The sequence below is a fragment of the Acinetobacter sp. 1130196 genome (genome assembly GCF_000588095.1).
In the GTDB taxonomy this organism is placed as follows: Bacteria; Pseudomonadota; Gammaproteobacteria; order Pseudomonadales; family Moraxellaceae; genus Acinetobacter; species Acinetobacter nosocomialis.
Genome location: NZ_JFWX01000009.1, coordinates 51215 through 66549 on the forward strand (window position 1 = coordinate 51215; position 15335 = coordinate 66549).

Here is a 15335-nt window from a genome sequence, read left to right on the forward strand (position 1 = left end):
TAATTAACCCGCATCCTAGCACTTTAATGAGCAGAAGTTCAGCAACAAAGTTTGAATAACGCAATATAGGTCTTCATCGTTTGTATTTCATGAAAATCTGATCGAAAGAGCAAATGATGGCTATAGCAAAACTCCATTTTACAGCTGAAGTAAATTTCGCAATTCTATAGTTAGCTTCTTTTTCCTCTTGGATGCCTCTCCCAGCATCCGAAACCCAGCTCTAAGCTGGGTTCTTTTTTATACAAACCAAAAAAAAGAAATTTCATGTAATTTTTTTAATAAATGTTAATGTTTTCTTATAGATAAAAAAAAGCTCAACCTTGGGGAAAGCTGAGCTCGTAAAGTCTGATGTGATAACACATCGTATCTGGGAAAGTACTACCAACTATAAAAATGTTAGATAGTGAACTTTGCAATTGAATTGTGTGACTTATCTCTAATTTTGTAAAGTTGATTAAATTGATCAGAATTAATTTTTTAATCGTTTTTTTGATTTAAAAATGTTTTTTTTTAGCCTTATTCAATTATATAATTATTTTAAATAGATAGATTATTTAGATAAACTTATCAAAATAATGATAACTATTCCTCAAAATATATGAAAATTGAAACAAGAATAATATTCGAACGACTATTTATTAAACGAATCGACAAATTTATGAACGTTAAATCCGATCAATAAAATCATTTTTTCCAATTATAAATGTAATTATTTTGAAACTATTTCAAGCCAAATCCTTATGAATCTTAAGGTTTAGCTTCTTGTTAATGTTCATTTTTTTAGCAGGTTGACATAAGACACTCTGATTGTTTATTTTTTAAACATTTTTAACATAAGTGTCAAATTTCCTTAACATTACGTTTCATCTATTATTGACTTCATAAATTGTTACAATACAATGACCCCAGCTTTATCTCTTGTTAATGCTGGAAATGATTATGAAAAAACTTGGTTTAGCCACTGCTGTATTATTAGCCATGACCGGTGCTCATGCTTATCAATTTGAAGTTCAAGGTCAATCTGAATATGTTGACACAACTGCAAACGATAAAAACTTCACTGGTACTGCTCAAGGTACTTATTACTTCAAAAATGTTGATGCGTCTAAAGGTCCTTTAGCTGAAGCAGCTTTCTTAAACCAAGCATCTAACGTTTCTGTTGCTTATAACTATATCAAATATGATGAGAAAGACACTGTAAACGTTGAATCTCACACTTATGGTGTTAAAGGTGAAGCATACCTTCCAACTCCTTACGTACCAGTTTATGCTAGCGCATCTTACAACCACACTATCAATGATTTTAAAGATGGCGTAAGTGATGACAACGGTGACCGTTATGCATTAGAAGCTGGTGCAATGTTGTTACCTAACTTCTTAGTTGCTGTTGGTTATACAAGTGTTGCTGATCAAATTTCTTTAGATGCATTCGGTGTTAATAAATACGGAATCGCTAAAGCAGTTGGTGAATCAGTTGCTATTGATGAAAAACAAGATGCTGTAACTGCTCGTACTAAATATGTTGGAAACATTGATGGTACTAACATGGCGATTGGTTTTGAAGCATTTGCTTTATTTGCTGAAGATAATGCTTACGGTATGAAAACTGATTTATTCGTAACTCCTAAGTTAAGCGTTGGTGCATCTTTTGCTGATGTATCTGCATTTAATTCTGGTTACGATCATGTTTGGGGTGGTCACACTCAATACTTCATCACTCCTGCTTTAGCAGTTGGTGCTGACTTCGTTAAAGCAAATGCGAAAGATGGCAACCCACGTGACACACAAACTATCGGCTTAAATGCTAAATTCCGTTTCTAATTTAATTTAGAAATTGAATTAAAAAAAAGGACTCAATTGAGTCCTTTTTTTATGGCTATTAACTACGTACGATATTTAAGAAATGTAAATGACGTTCGTACTGATCAATAATATCCTGAATCAAATCTTCCTGCGTCCAGTCCATTACATCGTAGTTCTGCCCACCCTCTCTCAAAAATACTTCGGCTTGGAAATATTGACCATCTTCTGCTTCCGTACGACCAATTAAAAAACTTGGTGGTACTGTTTCACGTGAAACAACTTTATAAATAAAATTAATTTCATGATGATGATCGACTCGAAGCTGCATACCATCTTCAACTTCACTAATTGAAACTTCAAGATGACGACGTCTAAACTCATGCTGAATATTTTCAAAAGCTCGTGAAACCTGCTTTTCAATATATTGCTTCACCTCTTCTTCACTATGAGGATAATGCATGATCAAACCTAATCGTTGTTGCCAACTTCTCGGGTTATGAATAGCACGTGGGGTAATACGAGCTTCCTGAATTGCTTGCATTTTCGTGACATCAAGATGCAAAGCTTTTATTAACCCCCAGCTCATCAAGAGCATGACTACAGTAAACGGCAACGCACTCATAATAATTGAAGACTGCAGTGCAGCAAGACCGCCAACCAAGAGTAAAATAATAGCCAGCACTGCCATCAACACTGTCCAGAACAGACGCTGCCAAGTTGGTGAATTTTCAGTTTTTGCTGTTAAGTAGTCAGTAACGAGTGCTCCCGAGTCCGCAGAAGTCACGAAGAATAAAACCACTAAAATAGTAGCCAGAATATTCATGACACCTGACCATGGCAAGTGCCCTAAAAACTCAAATAGAGCAACTGAGGAGTCTTGCTGGACAGCCTGAATGAGAGTGGTTTGATGTTCATGGATAATGCTAAATAACGCGGCATTTCCTAAAAAGCCCATCCAAATGATGGTAAAGCCTGTCGGAATAAGAAGAACACCTACAATAAACTCTCGAATGGTACGACCACGGGAAACCCTTGCGATAAACATACCCACAAATGGTGACCATGAAATCCACCAAGCCCAATATAAAATGGTCCATCCCCCAATCCATCCATTTGGCTGATAAGCATATAAATTGAATGTCATGGTAAAAAGGTTAGATATATATTGCCCAGTATTTTGAATAGTAGTCTGAAGTAAATAAATACTAGGGCCAGCGATAAAAACAAATACTAATAATATTAAAGCTAAGACTAAGTTTAGCTCTGATAAGCGTTTAACCCCTTTATCTAAACCTAAGAACACAGATAATGAGGCTAAAATACTCACAAAAATAATAAGTAGAACTTGAATATTGGTACTTTGCTCGACACCAAATAAATAATGTAAACCAGAGTTAATTTGGGTGACACCAAATCCGAGAGAAGTCGCTACACCAAATACCGTACCAATGGTCGCAAATATATCGATACTGTCGCCCCACGGCCCATAAATCTTTTTACCAATGAGGGGGTAAAGGGCTGAGCGGGTCTTTAACGGTAAATTATGACGATAAGCAAAATAAGCTAATGCTAAACCGACCACAGCATAAATTGCCCATGCGTGTAAGCCCCAGTGGAAAAAAGTCACACGTAGAGCTTGCTGAGCTGCATCAATTGTCTGCGCATCTCCACTTGGTGGATTTACATAGTGCATGACAGGTTCAGCAACACCGAAGAACATTAAGCCAATACCCATACCGGCAGTAAACAGCATGGCAAACCATGAACCGTTACTATATTCGGGCTGGCTATGGTCAGGGCCTAATTTAATCCGACCTATCGCAGAACAGGCAATATAAATGAGTAAAATAAGAAAGAATGCAACTGATAGAACATAGAACCAGCTAAATGAATCGGTGATCCACTGCTTTAACTGTTGCGTTAAAAGTTCAAAAGAACTCGGAGCGATCACGACAACTGCTAGGAACAAAGCAATAATAATGACCGTACCCAAAAAGACATTGGGATTAACATTTGCGAACCAACTCGTTTGTTTGGAAGGCATAAATCCTCCATGTTATTTTAATGAAAAGTGACAGGCATGAAGCCAATAAAGACATTCAGGAATGAACAAAGTTATATCTTTCAATAGAGAAAGCCGATCATACTGTAAACAAACTTAATTAATATTGCAGTTACAAAGGTGTAAATAAATTAAAACACCTCGTTCTTTATTTATCAGAATTCTTTTTAGGAGCGTGTGAAATATACTGTAAAGCGATCAAACGCGTAACAATTAATGCCAAGTACATAACACCACAAAACATTTGTAACATCGCTAGAACACGTGCTGGTGGACTAAGGGGCATGAGGTCAGACAACCCTGTCGCTGACTGCAAACTAAAGCTTAAAAATAATAAATCTAGCCAAGTTTGTAAGTGATAAACATGGTTTGGATTTTGGAAGCTATTTGGAATTAACAACTGACAAATGTTGTATAAAAAAGCAAATCCCCAAGCAATTAAGGTAAAAACAGCTGCTGCTGCAAACAGCTCATCTCGTGTCAAATATCGGTCAGCAAACATATAACGAAATAACCCATAAGCTGCCGAGAAGTAAGCTAAAGCTTCACAGCTGTGAGCAAAAATCTGGATGGTTAAATTGCTGTAGCCCAATAAAATAAACACTGACGATATAATTGCGCCACTTACAAAGGTAAGTCCTAAAAAGGTAAACATAGGTGTTTGACGAATCACTTTAGCAATAATGAGTAAAGCAAGTACTCCTAATGCCCAAGTTAAGGTTCTATAAACCTCATTATCAAAAGTCAGCATAGCCAGAATAAGTAAAATGAATTGCACAAACAGCAACCATGCAGAAGGCAATAATCGAAAGCTCGCCCAGAACTCGATAATAGATCGCATTTAATTATTTTCCATTTTTTCATTATGTTTTGAATTATAGAAAATCATACTGTACAAAAAATAGGATAAACAAGTTGTTCTTTATTAAGGAGCTTCTTTTCAATAACCTTTAGGAGAAAAACAAAAAAAGCCCCGTAGGGCTTTTTATGACATGTTTAATACATTCTGATTAGTGGTCTGATGCACCAGAAGCACCAATACCTGTCATTGAACGTACATATTGTGCGTCGAAAGCAGCACGTTCTTTTTTCGCACGTGCTGAGTTATCAGTCACTGAGAAGAACCAACAGCAAAGGAACGACAATGGCATCGCAAACAATGCAGGACCATTGAACGGGTTAATTGGTGTATCTGAGATTTTTAAAGTATCAACCCATACCGCTTTAGATAAGATGATCAGTACAACAGCTGTTACCAAACCAACCACCCCACCAATCACAGCACCACGTGTGGTTAAACCTTTCCAGAACATTGAAAGAACAAGTACCGGGAAGTTCGCACAACAAGCTACAGAGAACGCTAAACCTACCATGAATGCTACGTTTTGCTTTTCAAACAAAATACCCAAGATCATGGCAAAAACTGCTAAACCAAGCGTCGCGATTTTTGACATACGAAGTTCAGAAGCTGGAGTCGTTTGACCCTTTTTAAATACGTTAGCGTATAAGTCGTGTGAAATTGCAGATGCACCTGAAAGTGTTAAACCAGCAACAACAGCAAGAATCGTTGCGAACGCTACTGCTGAAATGAAGCCCATGAACAAGTCACCGCCTAAAGCGTCGCTTAAATGCACAGCTGCCATGTTGTTACCGCCAACCAGCTCAAGCTTTCCTGTCATTGCCATTTTCGCAACATCAAGGAATTGCGGGTTGTTTGATACAAAAAGGATCGCACCGAAACCAATAATGAAAGTTAAAAGGTAGAAGTAACCAATAAAACCTGTTGCAACGACTACAGATTTACGTGCTTCTTTTGCGTCTTTTACAGTAAAGAAACGCATAAGAATGTGTGGAAGACCCGCTGTACCAAACATGAGTGCTAAACCAAGAGATAAAGCATCAATTGGGTTCGCGGCAAGTTTACCAGGACCCATAATTTTTGCAGCGTCGGCAAGGCTTATGTTATGGACTTTACTGAACACTTCAATAGATTGGGTAAACATATTGCTGAAACTGAAACCAACAGCTTTCATGACCATAAATGCCATAAAGGTTGCACCGCTCAGTAACATGACCGCTTTAATAATTTGTACCCATGTGGTTGCCAACATGCCACCAAAAATTACGTATGCCATCATCAATAGACCAACGATGACTACAGCAATGTTGTAGTTCAAACCAAATAGCAATTTAATCAGCTGACCTGCACCCACCATTTGCGCAATTAAATAAAATGCAACAACTACAAGTGAGCTAAAAGCAGCTAAAGTACGAACTGGTTTTTCTTCAAGACGGAATGACACGACATCGGAAAGGTTATATTTACCGAGGTTACGTAAACGCTCTGCTACCAAGAATAAAACGATTGGCCAACCGACCATGAACCCCAGAGAATAAAGTAAGCCATCAAAACCAGAGCTAAACACCATTGCAGAAATACCAAGGAATGACGCCGCTGACATAAAGTCACCCGCAATTGCCAAACCATTTTGGAAACCACTAATTCCGCCACCAGCCGTATAGAAATCTTGTGCTGATTGAGTTTGTTTTGCAGCCCATTTAGTAATGAACAATGTGAAACCAACAAAGATGACAAACATGATGATGGCATGCCAGTTGGTTGCTTGCTGCTCAGCTTCACCTAAATCCGGGCCTGCCATAGCAACAGTTGAATATAGCGATGCTGCCGCCAATAAGGCTTTCGCTTTTAATGAATTCCATTTCATATTAGTGTAATCCTTTCTCGTGCGTGATGGCCTCGACTTCCTTCAACGCTTCTTCACTCAACTGATCAAGGGTGTTATTCGCGATGTAGGAATACACGCCACAAAGTACGAAAGATAAAATGATAATTCCTATTCCAAGAGGAATCCCCCATGTCGTTACACCGCCACTAAATGAACTCATCAAAAATTCTTTGTTGTAGCCTACAAGTAGCATAAAGCCCACGTAGAGAATTAACATGATGATGGTGAGGGTCCAACTTAATGCACTTTTTGTCTTGACCATTTTTTGAAACTTTGGATTACGTAGAATCTGTTCCACTTGGCTTTGATCCATAACCAAACTCCTTACATAGTGCCCAACCTTGGTCACTTTTTTTTAATGTATTTTTTCATTATTAAAGTTAGCAAGATTACCTCTAAGTCGTAACTTAGACTTTGGTCGTTAAAATTTAATCAATTTATAGCTTTGTATCGGCATAGGTTATGATAGACACACGGTTTCACTTATGTAGGTCATATGAACAGCTGGCTGATTATTGGGGTGCTCACTCTTTATATTGCGCTTTTATTTGTCTGTGCTTTTTTTGGTGAGAAGCATGCCAGTCGTCTTGGCACACGTGGCCGCATGTTTTTATTTAGTTTAACTTTAGGTGTCTATTGCTCATCATGGACATTTTATGGGGCAACCGGTGCAGCCGTACGTGAAGGCGTTATCTTCTTGCCTATTTATTTAGGCCCACTGCTATTTGTCTGGTTTGGTTACGACATCTGGCGGCGTTTAGGTCGAGTACGCCAGCACCATGCGATTTCATCAATCGCTGACTTCGTCGCAGCGCGCTATGGTAAAAGTGGCGTACTCGCCTCTCTAGTCACTATTCTGGCGGTTATCGCGATTATCCCCTACCTTGCGTTACAGCTCCGTGCAATCGCTTTAAGTACCTCGGTCATTATGGAGCAAAGCTCGCATATTCATACGACGACCAACAGTGTGTTATTGCTCACCAGTGTGCTTGCGATTTTAGCCATGATTTTTGGTACACGGCAGATCGCAAATACGGAACAGCATGGCGGCCTCATGCTTGCAGTTGCATTTGAGTCATTTGTGAAGTTATTTGCCTTACTTTGCGTCGCTTTATTTTTTATTTTTGAATCACCAGCTAACCTCAGCCAAATGACCTCTGATGTAAACCAGACTTTTCAGGAGGTTCAGCTCTTTGGTGTACCTGAAACTTTCTGGATTCAAACTTTACTGGCAGGCTTAGCTATTATTTGTTTACCACGCCAGTTCCACGTGGCGGTGGTCGAGCTACGCGATGAAAAGCATATTCGCGGTGCCCGTAAATGGTTCGCGGTTTATCTCATTTTAACTATTTTAGCTATTATCCCAATCGCAAGCTGGGCTTTGCATGCCGCACCGAAATTCCTAACTGTACCCGATGTGGCTGTACTGTCACTGCCGTTAAGTTACAACCAAGAATGGCTCGCTTTACTAGCCTTTTTAGGTGGCTTTTCAGCCTCGACAGGTATGTTACTGGTTTCATCAGTTGCATTGTCTATCATGCTCAGTAACGACTTGATTATGCCTGCCTTATGGCGTTTTAAATTGCTGTCGCGTCATGATAAACATTTACCTAAAGTTCTGAAGTTCAGCCGTCGTATCAGTATTGTCGCAGTGATGCTACTTGGCTTTTTATTTTTCCATTTCTTTAATGATATTAACCAACTTTCAGTTTTTGGTTTATTGGCATTTAGTGCTGTAGCGCAGTTTGCTCCGGCACTGATTGGTGGTTTGTACTGGCGTGGCGGAAGCCGCCAAGGTGTCTATGCAGGTCTGATTGTTGGATTTTTAATGTGGAGTTATACCTTACTCTTTCCAACAATTTTGCGTAGCTTGCCTGAAGCCTATCAGGATGCTGCTCAAAGTATTTTGCTTTTTGGTCCTTTTGGCATTAATGCCTTACGTCCGGAATCTTTATTTGGTTTTGAGTCATTTGCACCTTTAACTCACGGTGTCATTTGGTCACTTGGTTTAAATATTGTTTTATATATCTGGATTTCAAAAATTTATCGACCAAGTGTGGCAGAACAAATTCAGGCAGAAAGCTTCTTCTACTATGAAACTAAGCCTTTACCATCACCGCACACATCTACTGATTTAACCTATCTTCCTCATGACGCGGCCCGTTTAAAAGTAGGTGATTTATTTGCCTTGGCAAAAAGAATTACAGGTGAGCAACCCACTACACAAGCGTTCGAGAACTTTTGTGAGCAAAACCATCTCACACTCAATCCCAATACAATTGCCAATGGTATGTGGTGGCGTTTTACCGAGCAATATCTGGCCGGTATTATCGGTGCTGCTTCTGCACGTACTTTGCTCACGACAGCCATGATTAATAATGGCCTTGCTTTGGGTCAAGTCGCTAATATTTTAGACCAAGCATCTCAGTGGCAACGTTTCAATCAAAATCTGCTTATGACCATGATTGACCACATGACCCAAGGGGTAAGTGTGGTCGATAAAAATATGTGTCTGGTCGCGTGGAACAACCAATATTTAAAACTATTTGGTTATCCAAAAGACCTTGTTTATGTCGGCTGCCCAATTGCCGACCTGATTCGTTATAACGCTGAACGCGGCGAATGTGGCCCCGGTTCAGTCGAAGAGCATGTACGCAAACGTCTTCACTGGATGAAAGTCGGCAGCGCCCACGAGTTTGAACGTATCCGTAAAGACGGCCGCGTTATTCAAATGCGAGGTAATCCAATTTCAGGCGGTGGTTTCGTCACGACATTTGCCGATATTACGGCCTTCCGTGCGAACGAAGCCGTACTTGAAGCTCGCGTAAAAGATCGGACTCAACAGCTTGCTGATGCCTTAACTGAACAACAGCTTGCACGTGAGCAAGCTGATATGGCCAATATGTCCAAGAGCCGATTTATTGCTGCGGCAAGTCACGATCTATTACAGCCTATGCACGCTGCTCGTCTGTTTAGTACTGTTCTTGAGCAAAGCATTTCGACTGAAGAAGACCGCCAAACCTTACAGCAACTTGACCGTGCACTCTATGGTGCAGAAAGTATGCTGTCTGCCCTACTCGATATTGCACGTTTGGAAGGCGGCACCATACAACCAAAAAGACAACCTTATCCATTGCATGATTTACTCAGTGACCTTGAGTTGCAGTTTAAATCGATCGCTGCTCAGCGGAATATTTCACTGAAAGTCCACGATGTATCTTTCTGGATCGATACTGACCCGCAGTGGATTCGTCGTATTATTCAAAACTTTGTTAGCAATGCCCTACGCTATACCGCCAAAGGTCGAGTAGTCGTAGGTGTACTTCGTTCTGCACAGCAATCTGGTCATATTCGAATTGGGGTTTGGGATACCGGACCTGGTATTGCTGAAGAACAACGGATTAAGCTATTCCAAGAGTTTGAACGTTGCGGGCATTTATCACCTTGGGGTGAACAAGGTTTAGGATTAGGTCTCGCCATCGTACAACGTATGACAGGTTTGCTAAATTACCCTGTTCATGTTTACTCGGAGTTGGGCAAAGGCTCATGCTTTATGATTGAAGTGCCTATTGTCGAGCCACCAAAAGTTGCAACTCCGACTGTACAAGCAGTGCCTTTAAAAACTAAAGCGTATCGTATTTTATGCTTAGATAATGATGAAACCATTTTAGAGGGTATGAGTAGTTTATTAGGCCGATGGGGTTATCAGGTGTTCAAAGCTACCGAACCTGAGCAAGCTCTAGACATTATTCAAAAAGAGAATATTCAGGTTTGGCTCATTGACCAGCATTTAAATAACAATCAGCTTGGTGTTGATTTTATTAATCAAAATCGTCAAGAAGATGTTCCCGTTGCCTTAATTACAGCGGACTCCCACCCCGAGTTACCACAGCAATTAAAAGAACTAAATATAGTTCTACTTAAAAAACCACTAAAACCGGCCTCATTAAGAGCTTGGTTATCTGGTCTTAAAATTGCTAGTACAACAGACTAATCATTTATCGCTTCCCAACCTTTGATAAGTTTGGGAAGCGATTCTTGGCAAAAATGTTTAGCTAAATTTAAGCCAATAGGCAGAACTGCTCAAAATGTCTACTTTTACTCAATAAATTATTGACCAAAATTTCCAAAGACTCTTTTTCTATGGCAAAGCTCACCTTTTTTGTAAGTGAACACTTGTACACTTGGTTACAATTTAATAAGTCATTGTTTTTATAACTATTTATTTGATAAAAATCACTATATACGACTTTAGTCTTATTCTACTTGCATTCTGCATGACACATAAATATTCAAAACGCATTTTATTCGTCTGACGATTTATTTGAACTTATTTTGCCTGATCGCACCCCTGCTCATGAATTAACGCAAAGGACCACTGCCATGAATATTTCTGATAACAGCCCGCAAGGCCAACTTTCTTCTCAACAGTTTTATCGCCAATACAGTGCCAATGCCTTACTTCCAGAGTTAGATTGGCAAAGTATTTTTCCGCACAGCAAGCTGAGCGAAGCACATATCAAAGCTCTTAATACAATTTATCAGTGTGCTGTGCCCCTCGCACTTAATGTGTTTCATGATTTAAATTTTGATGTATTTGCACCTGCTGCTTATCATCCGCAAGGTTTGGGCTTATTTGACAAGTTAGCGCAACAAGAAGAGAACTTCTTAAAAGTCCTCACTGCTGAAAGTGAAAATCTTGATCATGACACACGCCATCAAATCTGGAGCATGTTACTCCGCGGTGGTGCTGTTCTGGTTTTCAAGGCTTGGCTTGGCCATGTCAAACTTGGCGAAAACCAGTTAGATATGACTCAGTTTGATGAACTTTCTGACTTGCTCTTTATTAAGATACCTCCACATCAACTTGCTGAGCGTTTGCATGTAGATGAAAAAGCAAAACTTGACCATATCTTCTTAATGTATGGCAATGATATTTTCCTTGATCGATTCAATAGCCTAGAAACCGCAGCACTTTTTGTTGATTTAGGTGTTTATGATGCAGCTTTCTTAAGCTTGCGTGATGACCGTGTAGCTGAATATTTAAAAAGTAAAGGCTACGTAACTCAAGAACAAATTGATGATTTGCAATGTGCTCTTAACCCACTGTACTGCGACAGCCTAACACCTAAGCAAGATTGCCTTGCTTAAGTGGAACATATAAAAAAGACCTCCATTGAGGTCTTTTTTATTTTAGATTTTTTTATCTTCAATATTTAATGCGCTGATTGCCAATACAGCCTGTGTACGATTTTGTACGCCTAGTTTTCTAAAAATAGCGGTTACGTGCGCTTTAATGGTGGCTTCTGAAACATCAAGCTCATAAGCGATCTGTTTATTCAACAAACCTTCCGCAACCATCATCAAAACACGGAATTGTTGAGGCGTTAACGACTGAATACGTTCAGCCAAAGCAGTTTCATCTGCCGCACGCGGGTCAAGATTAATATTTGATGGAAGGTTTGGTGGTAACCAAATTTCGCCATCTAGAACTTGACGAATCGCTTCACCAATATGACTTGGATGAGCCGATTTAGGAATATAACCCATTGCACCATGTGCAATCGCACGTTGGATAATTGACGCTTCTTCGTGTGCAGAAACCACAATAATTGGAATAGAGGGATATTGTGCTCTTACATAGACCAGAGCAGAAAAGCCTGAAGCACCTGGTAAGTTTAAATCAAGTAATACCAGATCAGGTTCTGCCCCATTTTCCAAACGCTCATAAAACTCATCAACCGAAGCTGTTTCATGAATTTGTGCCTGTGGCAGGCTATAACGTACTGCTTGAATCAAAGCATGACGAAACAAAGGATGATCATCAACGATTAAAATATTCATAAGCGATTAAAGTAATCTTGAGCATAAGTATGGCCTATTGTAACCCTACTATTTAGATGAAAGATATGCTCATCTTATCCATTTTTATGCAAAATGTTGTTAAATACAGACCTTTGCTTCGTTTTTCCGTTGTTTTTTACCTTTTAATCAAAATTAATCTATTTTTTATATAAGCTTCATTTTTATTCTAAAAAAGATATCACCAATAATTATATAAAATAAAAACAATTGCTTAACTTACTATTAAATTATAAAAATCAACTTTTCGGGTTTTATATTTAAAACTGATAAGGTTGACCAATTTCGTTATTTTACAGTTTGCCGTCATTGTTGATTAATAAGTCCAATGTTGTTTTTTAGGCTTAGGAACCAAATCATGACTGGTATCGCATCATCAAAACCTTTAAATATTGTTGCTGTTTCTGGTGGCTTAAATACCCCATCTAAAACCGAAAGTCTGGTTCAGGCCATTCTTGATGAGTTATCTGAAGCAATTGATATTCAAGTTCACTTTATTAAATTAAGTGAAATCGGACCATTATTAGGCGGTGCATTTTATCGAAATCAACTTCCGCAACGTGTACAAGATGACCTTGCAGCAGTTGAAGCAGCAGATGCCTTGATTGTGGGTACACCTGTCTACCGTGCCTCTTTTACCGGTCTTTTCAAACACTTCTTTGACTTCGTTGAACAAACTGCATTAGTCGATGTACCTGTACTTTTAGCTGCGTCAGGTGGTAGTGATCGCCATGCTCTGGTACTCGAACACCAACTTCGTCCATTGTTCAGCTTCTTCCAAGCACAAACTTTACCAATTGGCGTATACGCAACAGATCGCGACTTTACTCCTGAATATACAGTGAAAAGTGAGCAACTAGCTGACCGTATTACATTGGCCGTAGCACGTGCATTGCCAATTCTAGAATGGGCGCCAGCAAAAGGTAAACGTGCTGAGGTGGTTAAACCTAAATCTCAGCAAGCGAATCAAGAGCTTGGTATTAACAAGCAAATTGAGCAAGAAGAAGTATTACCTTCGGCAGCTGTACCAAACCTTGATGCAGCAGAATCTCGTTTGCATCACAAGTCCAGTAAATCATTAACGCATGTTGCCTAAGCGCAATATAGCTAAATAAAAATAACGAATGGGGAGAGAGCACCATGACGCAATTACAACAACCAATTAAATTTGCTTATTGGGTACCAAACGTAAGCGGTGGCCTTGTAGTGAGTAACATCGAACAGCGTACAGACTGGAGTTATGACTACAATGTTCGTCTTGCACAGGCTGCCGAAAACAATGGTTTTGAATATGCGCTCACTCAAATTCGTTTTACGGCGGGCTATGGGGCAGAAAACCAGCATGAGTCTGTGAGTTTCAGTCATGCATTACTTGCAAAAACTGAGAAACTTAAAGTGATTGCGGCGATTCTGCCCGGCCCTTGGAAACCGGCACTTGCAGCTAAACAGCTCACGACAATTGATTATCTAACTGAAGGCCGTATTGCGATTAATGTTGTGAGTGGCTGGGTCAGAGGCGAGTTTGATGCGATTGGTGAAGAGTGGCCTGAGCATGATGAGCGTTATGTTCGCTCTGAAGAGTTTATTCGCACGCTAAAAGGAATCTGGACCACAGATAACTATAGTTTCGATGGTAAGTATTACCAATTCCAGAACTACACACTTAAGCCAAAACCTCTGCAAAAACCACATATTGAAGTCTTTCAGGGCGGCAGTTCACGTGCAGCAAGAGATATGGCGTCTCGTGTATCCGACTGGTATTTCACCAATGGTAATACTGTAGAAGAAATTCAAAAACAAGTCGAACATATTCGCACCAAAGCAAAAGCCAATAATCACCATGTCAAAATTGGGGTAAATGCGTTCATTATTGCCAGAGATACCGAAGAAGAAGCTAAAGCAGTACTTCAAGAAATTATTGATAAAGCCAATACTGAAGCAGTCAATGCATTTGGCGATGCAACTCGTGAAGCGGGTGCGGCTTCACCAGAACAAGAAGGCAACTGGGCAAAATCAACTTTTGAAGATTTAGTTCAATATAACGATGGCTTTAAAACCAATTTAATTGGTACACCTCAGCAAATTGCAGAGCGTATTGTGGCGCTTAAAAATGTAGGTGTCGATTTGGTTCTTTCCGGTTTCTTACACTTTATTGAAGAGGTGCAATATTTCGGAGAAAAAGTTCTGCCGCTCGTTCGTCAGTTAGAACTTCAACAGGAAAAGGAGGTAGAAATCCCAGCTAAATCAGCCTAAAAAACTCCAGTTAAATAGCGCAAGATAATAAAAACAACAAATTAAAATAAAGTTTTATTGGCTCCAAGACTCGGCTTGGAGCTTTTATTTTTTAAGATTTCTCAACTTCTCGAACAACAGTTTCAACTGAATAGCGGCACCATTTTGAAAGAACCTCAATAAATTCATTTAATGCTGCAGGTTCAAAATGACTCACAATCATATAACAGGCATTACCCATAACCTTAAAGCATTCATCAATCTGTTCGTATTGCTTGACCAAATTTTCAATTTCTTCAAAAGCGCGTTGTTCATTTAAATGCAAATGAATAAATTGTTTATGTAGGTATTGCACAGCAATGGTGTAGTTTTTGATAACTCCTGCATCCATCAACTGGGCTATTCGAGCACCTACGGCCTGCCCCGTTCGATGGACACGCTGACCAATTTCTTTATTTGTTAAACGGGAATCTTGCTTGAGTAATGCAATAATTTTTAGATCAATCGGGTCTAATTCAATATTCATTTTTCATGGCGAAAGAAAACTTGCGATAATGCTTTCATTTGACTATAGCCGAGTTTTCAAGCAGAGAATAATCTTGTTTTATCTCATATCAACAAGAGTGTTC

Annotated in this window: 11 protein-coding genes; 5 read left to right on the plus strand and 6 right to left on the minus strand. The window is 39.4% G+C overall.

Going from position 1 to position 15335, the window contains the following annotated elements; all coding sequences use genetic code 11:
* Positions 1 to 939: 939 nt before the first annotated feature.
* Complete coding sequence (gene omp33-36, locus J671_RS10860; protein WP_031982258.1) at positions 940 to 1821, plus strand: porin Omp33-36; 882 nt, start codon at positions 940 to 942, stop codon at positions 1819 to 1821.
* 58 nt (positions 1822 to 1879) lie between these two features.
* On the opposite strand, the gene J671_RS10865 is transcribed toward omp33-36, so the two are convergent.
* From J671_RS10865 to J671_RS10880, 4 genes are all read right to left on the minus strand, one after another.
* Positions 1880 to 3847, minus strand: a complete 1968-nt coding sequence (locus J671_RS10865) for a BCCT family transporter (RefSeq protein ID WP_004711521.1) — start codon at positions 3845 to 3847, stop codon at positions 1880 to 1882.
* 166 nt (positions 3848 to 4013) lie between these two features.
* Entirely contained in the window at positions 4014 to 4706 is a 693-nt protein-coding gene (locus J671_RS10870) for an ion channel (protein WP_006580844.1), read from the minus strand.
* 169 nt (positions 4707 to 4875) lie between these two features.
* Positions 4876 to 6591, minus strand: coding sequence for a cation acetate symporter (locus J671_RS10875; protein ID WP_002053821.1), 1716 nt, complete (start codon positions 6589 to 6591; stop codon positions 4876 to 4878).
* Between the two features lies 1 nt (position 6592).
* Positions 6593 to 6925, minus strand: coding sequence for a DUF485 domain-containing protein (locus J671_RS10880; protein WP_002053967.1), 333 nt, complete (start codon positions 6923 to 6925; stop codon positions 6593 to 6595).
* 183 nt (positions 6926 to 7108) lie between these two features.
* Between J671_RS10880 and J671_RS10885 the strand changes: the two genes are divergently transcribed.
* Both J671_RS10885 and J671_RS10890 read left to right on the plus strand, forming a co-directional pair.
* Complete coding sequence (locus tag J671_RS10885) at positions 7109 to 10606, plus strand: PAS domain-containing hybrid sensor histidine kinase/response regulator (protein ID WP_004884881.1); 3498 nt, start codon at positions 7109 to 7111, stop codon at positions 10604 to 10606.
* 389 nt (positions 10607 to 10995) lie between these two features.
* Entirely contained in the window at positions 10996 to 11763 is a 768-nt protein-coding gene (locus tag J671_RS10890; protein ID WP_031982260.1) for a hypothetical protein, read from the plus strand.
* Between the two features lie 42 nt (positions 11764 to 11805).
* Here the strand turns inward: J671_RS10890 and J671_RS10895 are convergent, their stop codons facing one another.
* Complete coding sequence (locus J671_RS10895; RefSeq protein WP_001023261.1) at positions 11806 to 12456, minus strand: response regulator; 651 nt, start codon at positions 12454 to 12456, stop codon at positions 11806 to 11808.
* 376 nt (positions 12457 to 12832) lie between these two features.
* Between J671_RS10895 and msuE the strand changes: the two genes are divergently transcribed.
* Both msuE and sfnG read left to right on the plus strand, forming a co-directional pair.
* Entirely contained in the window at positions 12833 to 13570 is a 738-nt protein-coding gene (gene msuE, locus J671_RS10900; protein ID WP_031982262.1) for an FMN reductase, read from the plus strand.
* Between the two features lie 44 nt (positions 13571 to 13614).
* Positions 13615 to 14727, plus strand: coding sequence for a dimethylsulfone monooxygenase SfnG (gene sfnG / locus J671_RS10905; RefSeq protein ID WP_031982263.1), 1113 nt, complete (start codon positions 13615 to 13617; stop codon positions 14725 to 14727).
* Between the two features lie 91 nt (positions 14728 to 14818).
* On the opposite strand, the gene J671_RS10910 is transcribed toward sfnG, so the two are convergent.
* Positions 14819 to 15232: an Lrp/AsnC family transcriptional regulator gene (locus tag J671_RS10910; RefSeq protein WP_001019411.1), complete on the minus strand. Its 414-nt coding sequence runs from the start codon at positions 15230 to 15232 to the stop codon at positions 14819 to 14821.
* Between the last annotated feature and the right edge of the window lie 103 nt (positions 15233 to 15335).